Origin of the sequence: Streptomyces europaeiscabiei (assembly GCF_001550375.1) — a bacterium.
Lineage (GTDB): Bacteria > Actinomycetota > Actinomycetes > Streptomycetales > Streptomycetaceae > Streptomyces > Streptomyces europaeiscabiei.
This window is the reverse complement of record NZ_LRTR01000807.1, coordinates 19,636-32,332: the sequence shown is the minus strand read 5'-3', so window position 1 is coordinate 32,332 and position 12,697 is coordinate 19,636. Positions and strand designations below refer to the sequence as shown.

Below are 12,697 nucleotides of genomic sequence, written 5' to 3'. Positions count from 1 at the left end.
AACCCGTCATGAGCGCACGCCTGCTCACCCACCTGCGCCACGTCGACCTCGCCGTGCCCGACTACGACAAACAGCTCGACTTCTACGCCGGCGTCTGGGGCCTGACCAAGGTCGCCGAGGACTCCGGCATCTCCTTCCTGGCCGCCGAGGGCAGCCCGGAGCAGTACGTCGTACGGCTGCGCAAGGCGGACGAGAAGCGCCTGGACCTCGTGTCCTACGGTGCCGCGAGCCCGGCCGACGTGGACACCCTCGCCGAACAACTCCGTGCGGGTGGCGTGCAGTTGATCTCCCAGCCGGGCAAGGTGGACACCCCCGGCGGCGGCTACGGCTTCCGGTTCTTCGACGTGGACGGGCGCACCATCGAGGTCTCCGCCGACGTCGAGGTACGGCAGCACCGCAGGATCGAGGAGAAGGAGTCCATCCCCGTCAAGCTGAGCCACGTCGTCCTCAACTCCCCCGACCTGAACCGCACCAGGGAGTGGTACGAGCGGCACCTCGGCTTCCGCCTCTCCGACACCCTCATGCATCCCAGGATGGGTGAGGCGATGCACTTCATGCGGATCTCCAACCAGCACCACTCCATGGCCATCGCCCAGGGGCCGCACACCGCCCTGCACCACGTCTCCTTCGAGATGCGCGGCATCGACGAGTACATGCGCGGCTCCGGCCGCGTCATCCGGGCGGGCTTCCAGAAGGTCTGGGGCCCCGGCCGGCACACGGCGGGCGACAACACCTTCAGCTACTTCCTCGACCCGCACGGCAACACCGTCGAGTACACGACCGAGCTGGAGGTCCTCGACGAGGACACCTGGCACCCGCACGTCTACGACTTCTCCCAGCCCGAGGTCGCCGACCAGTGGGGCACGGCCAACCCGATGAACGAGCTGGTCGCCAAGGAGTCGTTCAACGACGTCGACCGCGGCGTGTTCGTCGCCCCGCCGGTGTAAGGGGCGCCGACCCTTGCGTATCGCCACCTACCTGTACCAGGGACGGCGCCACCGCGGAGTCGTGGACGGCACCGTCGTCCGCGCGCTGCCGGACGGGACCTCGCCGTTCGACGCGGCGGCCGGTCTCCCGCCGGTCGGCCCCGCCGTACCGCTGACCGACGTACGTCTGCTGCCGCCGCTGGAGCCGCCCACCGTCCGCGACTTCGTCACCTTCGAGGAACACGTCGAGGGTGTACGGCGGTCCGTCGACGGAGTCGGCGGTGTGCCCGAGGCCTGGTACGACGCGCCGACCTTCTACTTCACCAACCCGTACGCGGTCATCGGCCCCCACGACGACGTCCCCGTGCCCCCGGGTTCGACGGTCCTCGACTTCGAGTTGGAGGTCGCCGCCGTCATCGGCCGCGAGGGCCGCGACCTCACCCCCGAGCGGGCCCGCGACCACATCATCGGCTACACCGTCCTCAACGACTGGTCCGCGCGTGATCTCCAGTCCCGCGAGATGCAGGTCCGTCTCGGCCCCTGCAAGGGCAAGGACACGGCCGCCACGCTCGGCCCGTACCTCGTCACCGCCGACGAGCTGGAGCCCTACCGCGACGCCGACGGCTTCCTGCGCCTGGCGCTGACCGCCGAGGTCAACGGCGAGGTGGTGGGCAGGGACCTGCTGTCCAACATGAGCTGGACCTTCGAGGAGATGGTCGCCTACGCCTCGCGCGGCACCGTCGTACGCCCCGGTGACGTGCTCGGCTCGGGCACCTGCGGCAACGGCGGCTGCCTGGCGGAGCTGTGGGGCGTACGCGGGGAGCAGTCACCGCCTCCGCTGAAGCCCGGCGACACCGTCACCCTCACCGTCGAGGGCATCGGCACCGTCTCCAACACCGTGGTCGCGGGGACCGCTCCGGTGCCGCTGCCGACCGCCCGCCGACGTACCCGGGAGCGGCCATGAGCACACCGGGCAGGCTGAGCGGCAAGGTCGTGGTCGTCACCGGCGCGGCCCGGGGCCAGGGTGCCGCCGAGGCCGGGGCCCTGGCCGGGGAAGGAGCCCGGGTCATCGCCACCGACGCGCAACCGGAGGGCGACTGCCGCCGCCTCGACGTCACCAGTGAGCGGGACTGGGCCGAACTGGCCGCGGAGCTGCGGGAGTCGTACGGGCGGGTCCACGGCCTGGTCAACAACGCGGGCATCACCTGGCGCGCCCGGCTCGGTGACGTACGCCCCGAGGACTTCGCCCGCGTCCACGCCGTCAACGTCACCGGCCCGCTGCTCGGCATCCAGCACCTCGCGCCCCTCATGCCGCCCGGCGCGTCCATCGTCAACGTCGGTTCGTCCGCCGCGCTCACCGGCCACTACCCGGTCGCGTACACGGCCAGCAAATGGGCCCTGCGGGGTCTGTCGAAGAGCGCCGCGACGGAGCTGGGTCCACTCGGCATCCGGGTGAACACGATCCACCCCGGCTTCATCGAGACCGACATGACCGCATCCGCCGCGCCCGCCTTCCGTGAGGCGAACGTCCGCGAGACACCGCTCGGCCGCACCGGCACCGTGGACGAGGTCGCGCCGCTGGTGATCTTCCTCCTCTCCGACGAGGCGTCCTTCATCACCGGCGCGGAGATCCCTGTCGACGGCGGATTCACCGCCCACGGCGGTGCCAAGTCCATCTCCGACGCGCTGCGCCCGGAGGCGCCCTGAGGAGGCTCGCCGACAAGGTGGTCTGATCCAGGGCGCGGCCCGTGGGCAGGGCCGGCGCCAGGCCCTGCCCCGGCCTGTCGGGGATCGGCATCGCCCGATGGCCGCTCCGACCGGCTCGTCACCCAGGCACGGCATCTCGCAGGGGCTTCCCAGCGGCCGGCATGGAGGGGCGCTACGGGCGTACGTGCACTTCGGCGTGCCGGCTGCCGCAGCCCCTCCAGGGCGGCATCCGGTGGGGATCACCTCGGATTGGCGGATTCGCCTCCGTCCGCACCGGGCAAGGGGCCAATAATGTCATGAGCACGACTGCCCTTTCCCCCACGAGGAGGTCGATCATGCACGTCCGTACGCTGACCGGTGGCCTGGCCGCTGCTCTGCTGGTGTCCTTGTCCCTGACGGGTGGCCAGGCCTTTGCCGCCCCTTCCGACGCAGCTGATGTCCCCCTGGCCGCCCGCGTCTTCACCTACGACGCCGCCGGCTCGGCGGAGTTCAGGAGCGCGGTCGACCGGGGCGCGGCGATCTGGAACGAGAGTGTCGACGCCGTCGAGCTGCGGCCGGTCGCCGCCGGGCAACGCGCGAACATACGGGTCCTCGCGGACAACGGCTGGCCGCGCGCCCTGCCCACCACCCTGGGCAACGGAACCGTCTACATCGGGCGGCAGGCCGTCGACCAGGGCCACAACACGATCCGTATCTCCGCCCACGAACTCGGGCACATCCTGGGCCTGCCCGATCGCAAGCCAGGACCGTGCTCGAGCCTCATGTCCGGCTCCAGCGCGGGCACCGCGTGCACGAACCCGTATCCGAACGCGGCGGAGAAGGCGGAGGTCGAAGGGAACTTCGGCGGTGTACTCGTCGGGCGGGCCCCGGCGGCGCGCACCGAGGTGATCGTCGACTGATCGAGCCGCACCACAGGTGAGGAAGGCCGTAGGCCCGGTGCCCTGCTCGCGCCGGGCAGGCCGAAGCCGGAAGGACCCACAGTCGAACGCCCGCCCCCGTCCCCGGGCGGGCGTTCGCGCGTCGCCCGGCGTGGCGGACGATATCGACCCGCGCCGCCGGGCCCGGCCGGCCACCCGTGCCGGGCTCAGCGGCTGCTCAGCGGCTGCTCAGCGGCTGTTCAGCGGCTGTTCAGCGAGCGAACACGTCCGCGAACTTCCGGCCCGCCACCACCGGGTAGCCGAAGTCCGTCGCGTTGAAGGACGTCGCCGATGTCGTCGTCAGGCCGGAGGCCGAGCCCCGCAGCACCCACGCCGCCCCGTCGTCGTAGCCGTTCGGCAGCACGTCCTCGCCGAACGCGCCGATCGCCAGATCGGCCTTGCCGTTGCCGTTGATGTCGCGCAGGCGGAGTGAGGAGCCGAAGTGGTCCCCGGCCTCCGCCGCGCCCGGCACGCCCGTCGTGGCCTGGTGGAAGGACTGGGCGCCGACCGTGGTCAGACCGTTCGGACCCCCCTTGAGGAGTACGACGTTGCCGACGTTGCGCTTGCCGTCCACGCTCTCGTACGGGGCGCCGACCGCCAGGTCCGCGCGGCCGTCGCCGGTCACGTCACCCAGGGCGAGCGCCGAGCCGAACTTGTCGTAGGCCTCGTCGGTGCCCGGGACTCCGGGACTGTCCTGGTGGTACGTGCGGCCCTTGAGCGGCAGACCGGACGCCGAGCCGTACCGCACGATGAACGAACCACCCTCGCCGCCGGCCTCGTCGGCGGTGACCAGGTCGTCGTACCCGTCGCCGTTGATGTCGCCCGTCGCGACGGCCCCCGACCACCATGCGGCGGAGCCGGTCGTCCCGTCGTCACTGAGGTCCGTGTGGAGGGAGCCGATGTCGCCGTGGCCGCCGTGCAGCACACCCACGTAGCCGGGGGCCGGGAAGCCGTCCGGTGTGGACCGGGTGCCGTGCAGGATGTACTCGAAGCCGTTGCCGCCGTCCTTGGAGGAGAAGTGGCCGGCCACGATGCCGTCCAGCCGGACGCCGTCCGGCAGGAAGTCCACCTCGGGGGCGAGTGCGCCGTCCTGCGCGGGCCCGCCGTCGCCGTACCACCAGAACGTGTCGTTGCCGACGACGGCGAGCTGGGGGCTGCCGTCCCCGTCGAGGTCGGCGAAGGCCGCGCCCTCGCCGAAGCCTGCCGCCGCGGCGTTCGGGGCCGTGAGCGACATGCCGCCGGAGGTGAACGGCTTCGCGCCGCCCCAGACGATCGTCACCGAGCCGCGCGGCTTGCCGGTGACCTCCTCGCCGGGCGCGCCGACGATCAGGTCGGCGTAGCCGTCGTGGTTCACGTCGCCGCTGGTGACGTTCTCACCGAACCTGTCCACGCCCTCCGAGGTGCCGGGCACGCCGGGGGTGTTCTGGGTGACGTTCACGAACCGGGTCCGGCTGATGCCGGCGGCGGAGCCGAAGAGGACGGTGACCGTGCCGCCGCTCGCCTTCGGCGTACCGATGGCGAGGTCGCGGTAGCCGTCGCCGTTGAAGTCGTCCGCCGGACCGGAGGGCGCCGCGACGGCGGCGGGCGTGCCGAGCCCGGTGACGGCCAGGGCGAGGACGGCGGCCGCCGTGGCCACGGTCAGGGTGCGTCTGTGCAACGTAATGCTCCCGTCTGAGAATCCGACGCCCGTACGACCCCCTTGGTGCACAAAGGGTTGTACGGGGCGGAAGACGGAGTGAACGGGGGCGTGCGACCGACTCGACAGCCGGGCGCTCCAGTTCGCATGCGGGGGCGCTCTCAGGGCTTGTGCTGCTCGGGTGCCCCGGACGCGCGCCGGCCGGATATGGCGTCAGTGGTATGCGTGGACGACGGCGTGTCCCTTGCCGCGACCGATCATCCACTTGTTCACCGGCGTGGTGATCAGGAAGGCGACCGCGAACCCGCCCAGGAGGGCCGACCAGAACAGTCCGTCGTCGAGATGGGCGTCCATCGCTCCCGGGGTGAGGGCGATGATCGCGTTGTCGACCAGCTCCATCACGGCGATCGAGACGGTGTCGGCGGCCAGGGCCACCTTGATCGCGCTCTTCCAGTCCAGACCGGCCCGCCGCACCGCGAACAGGGTGAACGAGTAGCCGAAGACGAACGCGAGGGTGATGGCCAGAACCATGGTCGGCACGTTGCCCCAGCGCAGGGCGGTGCCGATGACCATGCCGAGGACCTCGCCGATGGCGCACCCGGTCAGGCAGTGCAGCGTAGCCTTCGCCGCCATCGGCCAGGACGCGCCGCCGTGCCCCCCGTCGGGTGTCCCGCGGTCGGAGTGATCGACGTGGCCGGTGTGGCCGGTGTGGCTTTGGCGGTTTTCGCCGGTGGCGTGGTCGTGCGCGGCGCCGTCCGGGTGAGCGCTGTGGTCCATTCCCTTTCATCCCCATTCTCGTCAGTGCTGACCTGCCCGTCGATTCACCGACAGGCTATACCCCTGGGGGGTATAAGGCGAGTATTGCTCGGCCCTTCGTTCAGGATGCCAAGCGCACTCCTCTGAGTCGGATCCTCGTCCGCTACGTACTAAGCAGGTACGTAGTAGTCGACGAGGGGTGAGCCGACCCCGGCCCCCGCGAAGGGTAGCGACGTGACGGGACACTTTCTGGGCTGGACGCTCGTGGTGCTGGGCACGGGGGTGGCCGTCGGGAACCTCGTGCGCATGGCACTGGTCAGCGGCTGGGCCCGGTTCGAAGCGGGGGCCGAGGCCGTGATGGGCGGGGGAATGGCCGTGATGGCGGCGCCTCCGACAGCGGTTCTCTACGGGACGTACGGCATGTGGTGGGCGGCGCTGTTCGCAGCGCTCTGTCTCGGGGGCGTGGCCCTGTCCGTACGGAACGCCACCCTGCGCGGTGTGCGGCATCTGCGGCACACCGCTCATCTGGTGATCGGCAACGCCGCCATGGTGCTGATGACGCTGGCCATGCCCGGCGCCGCATCGGGGCCGGTGCTCGCTTTGGCCGGCTCTTCCGGGCACGGGCACGGGGCCATGGCAGGGATGGAGGGCATGAGCGCCCACGGCGTGACCGAAGCCGCCGCCACCTCGGGTTCCGCACTGCTGTGGCGTGTCGCCTTCTGGTCTCTGGCCGCCTACTTCCTGGTCAACGTGGCCCTGGCCGTACGTGCCTGGATGCGGGACGCGGGCGGATCACCCGCTCCGGCGGGCCGGAGGGCCCGTCACCGCCGAGCGCCCCGGACCCCCGGGGTGTTCTCCGTACCGAACGTGCGCCTGGCCGGCCACATCGGCATGGGCGGCCCGATGGCGACGATGCTGGTGATGATGGCCACCTGACGGTGAACGTCCCTCGACGACCGGGCTGTTCGTGTCAATCCTGGTTGACCTCCGTCGTCAGTCCTCGCGGTCGTGCCACACCAACCCCGTAGGAATGCGTCAGCCGATGCCGAGCGGGCAGGCGACCAGCAGTGGCAACAGCGGAACGGCAGCGGCTGCCGCGGCCATGGAGCCCCGGAAGGCGGGGTGCGGAGTCCTGCGGGGCCCGAGGACCCGCCGCATCCGGATCAGAACCGTCTGTCCACCCGCGGCGAACGCGCCCTTCGGGGTCCGGGCCGCCGCCATCTCGTACAGCGCGGTCGCCAGGACCCCGTCGGAGTGGGCGCGCAGGGCACGGTCGTCGGCGACCATCTCCAGCAGGAGCGCCGTCTGTTCGCGGGCGAGGCGGGCCAGGGGGAGCCGGGGGAAGACCGAGTGGAACGCCGCCGCGGCGGCGAGTGCCAGATGGTGGCGGCCGGCGATGTGGGCCCGTTCGTGCTCCAGAACGGCCGCGAGTTGCTCGGGGGTCAGCTCCCGTACGGCCGCGTCACTGACCACGATCCTGGGCCGGCGGCCGGGCAGGCAGTAGGCGGCGGGCACGTCGTACGGCAGGACGGTGGCGCCCAGCCGGGCGGAGCGGCGGCCCACCAGGTCCACCGCCTCCCGGTGCCTGGACCGCGCTCGACGGGCCCGCACGACATGGAAGATGAAACTTCCCGTGAGGGCGACCCCGAACGCCGCGGGAAGGGCCGCGGCGAGTCGGCCCGCGGTGTCGGGACGGGACCCGCCGGAGCCGATGTCGAGGCCGCAGGAATGCAGCAGACCCAACAGCCCCTCGTGCGAGTGCTCCGTGGGCATGAGCAGGTTGTACGCGGTCAGTGCGGTACCGAGCGCGAAGGAGAGGGCCAGGGCGTGCCAGACCGCCACGGCCAGGGCGGGTGCCCGGTGCGGCCAGTCGGCCCGCAGGAGGAGGCGTGGGGCGACGAAGCCCACGAGCGCCGTGTAGGCGACGAGAGAGGGAGCCGCGTTCACGACTTCGCCTGTCGTCCCACGGTACGCAATGCCTTGCGCAGCGCGGCCTGCTCTTCCTCGGTCATGTTCTCGACGAAGTGGACCAGCGCGGCCGGTCGGTCCTTGCTCGCGCCCAGGCCGTCCTCCATCAGCGCGGCGGCATACGCCTCACGGCTGCGCACCGGAGAGTAGAGCCAGGCGCGTCCCTGTTTGCCCCGCAGCAACCATCCCTTGTTGTAAAGGATGTTGGTCACGGTCATCACCGTGGTGTACGCGACGGGACGGGTCTTGTTGATGTCGTCCACGACCTCGCGCACCGTCGCCGGACGGTGCCACGTCCAGAGGCGGTCCATGATCTCCGCCTCCAGGTCCCCCAGCCGTCGCATGGCCCTGACTCCCCTTCGCCGCCGACCCGCACTTGAATACGCAAGGGCATAGTAGATGGCCCACCTGCGCAGTGAGTCGCGCGAGGGCGGCGGGCAACGGGGGCAGCGGCCCGGACCTGAAGGCTGTGATCGCCATGCCGGTCACGGTCACGGTCACGCCACAGCCACAGCCACAGCCACAGCCACAGCCACAGCCAGGCTTGGCCGGGTCGGTGCGGTCGGTGCGCCGATGAGGGAGCTGCCCGGGTCCCGCAGCGTGAGTGCTGCGGGCCCCGGACGCGCGGTGTGGCGGCGCGAGCCGACCGGTCCGCTCGCGCCGGGGATGCTCAGAGCCGGTCGAGGATGCTCTTCAGTTGCTCGACCTCGTCGGACTGGCCCTTCACGATGTCGCCCGCCATTTTCACGGCGTCCGCGTTCTCACCGTTCTTCCGCTCGTCCTGGGACATGCTGATGGCACCGTCGTGGTGCTCGATCATCATCTCGGCGAACATCTTGTCGAACTCGGCACCCTTCATGGCCGCGAGGTGCCCCATGTCGGAGTCGGACATCATTCCGTCGCCGTTGCCGTGGTCCATACCGGGCATCGATTCGACGTCGGTCGGCTCGTTCCAGGACTTGAGCCACCCCTTCATCGTCCTGATCTCGGGATCCTGAGCCTTCTCGATCTTGCCGGCGATGTCCTTGAGCTTCGTGTCGGATGCCCGGTCGTCGGCAAGCCGGGCCATCTCCAGAGCCTGCTCGTGGTGCGGGATCATCGTCTGCGCGAACGTGATGTCCGCATCGTTGAAGTCGGCGGATCCGGCCTCCGTGGCCGCGGACTCCGAGGCCTTGGCGCTGCCGTGGTCCATACCGCTCATGTCATCGCCGCAGGCGGAGAGGAGCAGGGCGCCGGCCGCGACGACGCCCGCGGCGGCAGCGCGGCGGGCGGTGCCGCGGCGCAGGGCATGTGTGAAGGCAGTCATGTCGATTCACCTCGTGGTGTTGGTTCTGTGGCTGTTTGGGAGCAGGCGAAGCCGCGGGTCCGCGCGTGATGCGCGCCCGCGAGAGCGGTTCGGCCTACAGCCGCAGAACTGACAGGCGGGTGGGATCGGGTCCGCGTGGCGGGCGGTTGGGTCGCGACACGGCGGCGACCTGGGCGAGAAGCAGCGCCGGCCAACCCTGATGGCGGGCGAGCGCCGACTTGAGGAGCGCGGTGAGAACCCATGTGCCGAGCAGGACCGCCACGCAGAGCGCCAGCATGTCCATGGCCATTGCGGGCTGGTGGGAGGACGCCGACTCCGACTCCGACGCAACTGCGGCCTGGCCGCCGGTGACTCTGCCGGCGGGAGGGCTCATCGGGTCGTGGGCCGAAGCCGTCGTGTCCGTCGCGGTCGAGTGGGACGCGGTGCTCATGATGGAGTGCGCCGACTCGCTGGGATGTCCCGTGCTGTGCATCGCGAAGACGCCCAGAGCGAGCATGACGACGAGAAGCAGGCGCCCCAGGGCGCCTCCTGCGCGTGCGCGCCAACCCACCTTCACACGGACTCCGTTACTGACCGATCTGGATCTGCTTCATCGACAGTACCCAGGAGGCGTGGGGCGCGCTGGGGGAGAGGGCGATTTCTACTGATGTACTAAGCTGTTTAGTGGCAAAGATCACTGTGCGCCTGCCGGATCCTCGCGGGGAGTCGGCCCTCTGCCCGGGCGTGGGCCGCTCGTGCCCGAATCGGGGTGCGGTTGTCATCCTGGCCATGAGGTGAGCGAGTTGCTCGGTGGAGAGTGCTGTTCGGTGTGGATCACCGCGGCGCCGATGCCTTCGTCGACGTCGAAGCCGAAGCCGAAGCCGAGCGTGGACCTGGCCTTCCCCGACCGGTCTCGGCAGCGATATCTGACCACGCCGGTCGGAGATATGGGGCCGTACCACCGACAGGTCGCAGCCTCCGTCCCGTGCTCATCCAGGAGTTGGTCGCGGATCCGGCCCGACCGAGTGACGCTGATCGCGCGGCGCATCCAGATCGGCCCGGACGAACTCGTCCAAGTCGCGGACGAGGAGACCCTGACCGGGCCCGCTGCGGGTACTGAGCCGTGCTGGAGTGCCACGGGCCGAGGGTTGCCTTCGATCAGGACTGGCTGGGACTGTCCAGGCGTTCCGTGGGCCCGCCGAAGGGCAGGGCGAGGGTCCGTGTCGCCAGGAGCCAGGTGCTGTCGATCTTACGGAAGGTGTCCTGGTAGTGGCCGATGTTCGCAGGCAACCGGGGCGCGATCAGTGCGCCTTCGGTGTAGCCGTCGACTCGGTATGTCGCGAAATAGGTGGTCGCTGTGGCAGTGTCCGGCGAGTCGACGGTGACGAGGATGTTCGTGCACATTCGCCGGGAAAGCCGATCTACCGGTCGAGAGCCGAAGTGCTCGCTCAGAGCCTCCCGGCCTTCGATCCGCCGCTGGTCGTAGGGCCATTCCCAGACGCCGTCGGGGGTGAAGAGGTCGGCGACCGTGCTCGGCTCACCGAGGTCGAGCCGATGGACGAATTCCAAGATCAAACGTTCGCAGGCGCGCTCCGCGAGGAGACGAGCCATCGGGTCAAGACCGCTGGTGCTCATCTCGGCTTCCTACCAGCCGTACCTGCGCGTGCACCACACCATGGTCCGGTCCCTCCTCGACCTCTGCTGGAAACGAGTCCTCCCCGGCCTGGTCCGAAGTGCGCTTCGTCCGATGAGCGCGGCGGCCTCGCCGACGGTCGGGCATCGCACCGCCGCCAGGTGGCAGAGCTGCTCGAAGCGCACAGCCTGAATGCAACTGCTCATGGTGGTGACGCGGTCGTGCCGGGTGTGGAACCACGACCCGGGTGTGGAACCACGACCTCGAAACACCGGCCGCCCTCGCGGCCGAGGTGAAGCCGGTTCGGCTGTCGGTGCGTTGTGCTGAGAACAGCGCACCGACAGCCAGCGTTGATGCCGATGCCGATGCCGATGCCGATGCCGATGCCGATGCCGTTCAGGTGGCCTGCGTGTGGTGGTCCAGCAAGCGGCTGAGCAACCGCACGAGTTGGTCGCGTTCCGCCGGACTCAGCGGCGCGAGCAGTTCGTCGTGGAGGTCGTCCAGGACCTTGTCGAGACGGGGTAGGTATCGGCGGCCCCGAGGCGAGATGGTGATGATGTTGCGGCGTCGGTCGTCCGGGTCCGGTGCCCGCTCGACGAGGTCACGCTCGGCCAGTTCGTTGAGCACGCCGACCATGTCGCTGCGGTAGATGCCGGTGCGCTCGCTCAGCGCCGCTTGGCTCCCCGGGCCGATGTCCTGCAGCGAGGCGAGCACGGCGTAGTGCCACTTTCGGGCGTCGACCTGGGCCAGCCCCTCGCTGATCAGGCGGTCCGACCGCACGGACACCTGCGACAACAGTCGGCTCGCCCGTCGTCGCAGTCTGTCGGGCGTCTTGAGCGCGCCGATGTCGGGCAGGTCCGCGGCGCCGTCTCTGATCACGGCGCCCATCCTATCCCTTTGCGTTAGTGCGACTAACGATGTACGTTCACTCGCGCCAAAAACGTTAGTGAGACGAACGTTTGTCGAGTGAACTCCAAGGAAGGAAGCCCTTGCCCACCAAGGCACTGCGGATCCCCACCACGGACGGCCGGGCCGACGCCTTCGCCGCCTTCCCCGACCGCGGCGAGCGGCACCCGGGGGTGCTGATGTACACGGACGGCTTCGGCATCCGGCCCGTGCTGCGGGAGATGGCCCGTGAACTGGCCGGGCACGGGTACTACGTACTCGTCCCCAACATCTTCTACCGGCACGGCCCGGCTCCGGTGATCGAACTTCCCGAGCACATCGGAGAAGAGGTCCGGCCCGCGGTCATGACCCGGTTGATGCCCTTGATCGAGGCGCACACGACCGAACGTGCCCTGAGCGACGCCGACGCCTACCTCAGGTTCCTCACCAGCCGGCCCGAGGTCGGCGCCGGACCGGTCGCGGTGACCGGCTACTGCATAGGCGGCCTCCTGGCGATGCGTACCGCAGCGGCCCACCCCGGCCAGGTGGCCGCCGTCGCCGGATTCCACGGTCCCGTGGGCGCTGACGGGCCCGACAGCCTGCACCGCCACCTCTCCAAGATCACCGCCAAGGTCCACCTCGGCCACGCCGAAACCGACATGACGCCCGAGGCGCTCGGCGAGCTCGACCAGGCGCTGGATGCCGCGGGTGTCGACCACACCTCCGAGATCTACCCCGGCACCGTCCACGGCTTCACCATGTCCGACACCGACGCCTTCAACCCCTCCGCACTGCAGCGCCACTGGGACCGCCTGCTCACCCTCCTCGACCGCACCCTGGCCAACAGGTGACGCTCCGGACCGGGACCGAACCCGAACTGCGCGGCTCCGCGGCCCGTAGCCCACCCGCCGGTCGTGAAGCAGCGGACGGGAGCCGGTATCGTGGTCGTGCGCCGCGATCGCGTGTACCGGGCAGACCGCGCAG

The 12,697-nt window shown here is 70.3% G+C and carries 14 protein-coding genes; 6 read left to right on the top strand and 8 right to left on the bottom strand.

The window, feature by feature from the left end:
- Positions 1–8 precede the first annotated feature (8 nt).
- From AWZ10_RS39940 to AWZ10_RS39925, 4 genes are all read left to right on the top strand, one after another.
- Positions 9–947, top strand: coding sequence for a VOC family protein (locus AWZ10_RS39940; protein ID WP_046702598.1), 939 nt, complete (start codon positions 9–11; stop codon positions 945–947).
- A gap of 13 nt (positions 948–960) precedes the next feature.
- A complete protein-coding gene (locus AWZ10_RS39935) occupies positions 961–1,890 on the top strand; it encodes a fumarylacetoacetate hydrolase family protein (protein WP_046702599.1) in 930 nt (309 codons plus the stop codon).
- The gene (locus AWZ10_RS39930) at positions 1,887–2,633 is read left to right on the top strand and encodes an SDR family oxidoreductase (RefSeq protein ID WP_046702600.1); all 747 of its coding nucleotides are present in this window, start codon (positions 1,887–1,889) and stop codon (positions 2,631–2,633) included. Before AWZ10_RS39935 ends, AWZ10_RS39930 begins: the two co-directional genes overlap by 4 nt.
- Positions 2,634–2,968: 335 nt before the next feature.
- On the top strand, positions 2,969–3,532 hold the full coding sequence (locus AWZ10_RS39925; RefSeq protein WP_046702601.1) for a snapalysin family zinc-dependent metalloprotease: 564 nt from the start codon (positions 2,969–2,971) through the stop codon (positions 3,530–3,532).
- A 229-nt stretch (positions 3,533–3,761) separates the two neighbouring features.
- Here AWZ10_RS39925 and AWZ10_RS39920 read toward each other — a convergent pair whose 3' ends face one another.
- Together AWZ10_RS39920 and AWZ10_RS39915 are read right to left on the bottom strand one after the other, a co-directional pair.
- Positions 3,762–5,207 (bottom strand): FG-GAP-like repeat-containing protein, encoded by a 1,446-nt coding sequence (locus tag AWZ10_RS39920; RefSeq protein ID WP_234360924.1) that lies wholly within the window; start codon positions 5,205–5,207, stop codon positions 3,762–3,764.
- Positions 5,208–5,399: 192 nt separating this feature from the next.
- Positions 5,400–5,963 (bottom strand): DUF4396 domain-containing protein, encoded by a 564-nt coding sequence (locus AWZ10_RS39915; protein WP_046702602.1) that lies wholly within the window; start codon positions 5,961–5,963, stop codon positions 5,400–5,402.
- 213 nt (positions 5,964–6,176) lie between these two features.
- Between AWZ10_RS39915 and AWZ10_RS39910 the strand changes: the two genes are divergently transcribed.
- On the top strand, positions 6,177–6,878 hold the full coding sequence (locus AWZ10_RS39910; RefSeq protein WP_052769453.1) for a DUF5134 domain-containing protein: 702 nt from the start codon (positions 6,177–6,179) through the stop codon (positions 6,876–6,878).
- A 99-nt stretch (positions 6,879–6,977) separates the two neighbouring features.
- Here AWZ10_RS39910 and AWZ10_RS39905 read toward each other — a convergent pair whose 3' ends face one another.
- The 6 genes from AWZ10_RS39905 to AWZ10_RS39880 form a co-directional block, all read right to left on the bottom strand.
- Entirely contained in the window at positions 6,978–7,889 is a 912-nt protein-coding gene (locus tag AWZ10_RS39905; RefSeq protein WP_060893510.1) for a M56 family metallopeptidase, read from the bottom strand.
- A complete protein-coding gene (locus tag AWZ10_RS39900; RefSeq protein ID WP_037697597.1) occupies positions 7,886–8,254 on the bottom strand; it encodes a BlaI/MecI/CopY family transcriptional regulator in 369 nt (122 codons plus the stop codon). Before AWZ10_RS39900 ends, AWZ10_RS39905 begins: the two co-directional genes overlap by 4 nt.
- Before the next feature lie 326 nt (positions 8,255–8,580).
- Positions 8,581–9,216, bottom strand: a complete 636-nt coding sequence (locus AWZ10_RS39895; RefSeq protein WP_060893509.1) for a DUF305 domain-containing protein — start codon at positions 9,214–9,216, stop codon at positions 8,581–8,583.
- Between the two features lie 94 nt (positions 9,217–9,310).
- Positions 9,311–9,772 (bottom strand): hypothetical protein, encoded by a 462-nt coding sequence (locus AWZ10_RS39890; protein ID WP_234360925.1) that lies wholly within the window; start codon positions 9,770–9,772, stop codon positions 9,311–9,313.
- A gap of 581 nt (positions 9,773–10,353) precedes the next feature.
- The gene (locus tag AWZ10_RS39885) at positions 10,354–10,830 is read right to left on the bottom strand and encodes a nuclear transport factor 2 family protein (protein ID WP_060893508.1); all 477 of its coding nucleotides are present in this window, start codon (positions 10,828–10,830) and stop codon (positions 10,354–10,356) included.
- 394 nt (positions 10,831–11,224) lie between these two features.
- Entirely contained in the window at positions 11,225–11,716 is a 492-nt protein-coding gene (locus AWZ10_RS39880) for a MarR family winged helix-turn-helix transcriptional regulator (RefSeq protein WP_046702608.1), read from the bottom strand.
- Between the two features lie 101 nt (positions 11,717–11,817).
- On the opposite strand from AWZ10_RS39880, the gene AWZ10_RS39875 reads away from it, so the two are divergent.
- Positions 11,818–12,564: a dienelactone hydrolase family protein gene (locus AWZ10_RS39875; protein ID WP_060893507.1), complete on the top strand. Its 747-nt coding sequence runs from the start codon at positions 11,818–11,820 to the stop codon at positions 12,562–12,564.
- Positions 12,565–12,697: the final 133 nt, after the last annotated feature.

Bases quoted from the DNA above. Each gene is read 5' to 3' on its own strand.
- AWZ10_RS39940 (WP_046702598.1), top strand. From the start codon at position 9: ATGAGCGCACGCCTGCTCACCCACCTGCGCCACGTCGACCTCGCCGTG.
- AWZ10_RS39895 (WP_060893509.1), bottom strand. From the start codon at position 9,216: ATGACTGCCTTCACACATGCCCTGCGCCGCGGCACCGCCCGCCGCGCT.
- AWZ10_RS39885 (WP_060893508.1), bottom strand. From the start codon at position 10,830: ATGAGCACCAGCGGTCTTGACCCGATGGCTCGTCTCCTCGCGGAGCGC.
- AWZ10_RS39880 (WP_046702608.1), bottom strand. From the start codon at position 11,716: ATGGGCGCCGTGATCAGAGACGGCGCCGCGGACCTGCCCGACATCGGC.
- AWZ10_RS39915 (WP_046702602.1), bottom strand. From the start codon at position 5,963: ATGGACCACAGCGCTCACCCGGACGGCGCCGCGCACGACCACGCCACC.
- AWZ10_RS39925 (WP_046702601.1), top strand. From the start codon at position 2,969: ATGCACGTCCGTACGCTGACCGGTGGCCTGGCCGCTGCTCTGCTGGTG.
- AWZ10_RS39930 (WP_046702600.1), top strand. From the start codon at position 1,887: ATGAGCACACCGGGCAGGCTGAGCGGCAAGGTCGTGGTCGTCACCGGC.
- AWZ10_RS39900 (WP_037697597.1), bottom strand. From the start codon at position 8,254: ATGCGACGGCTGGGGGACCTGGAGGCGGAGATCATGGACCGCCTCTGG.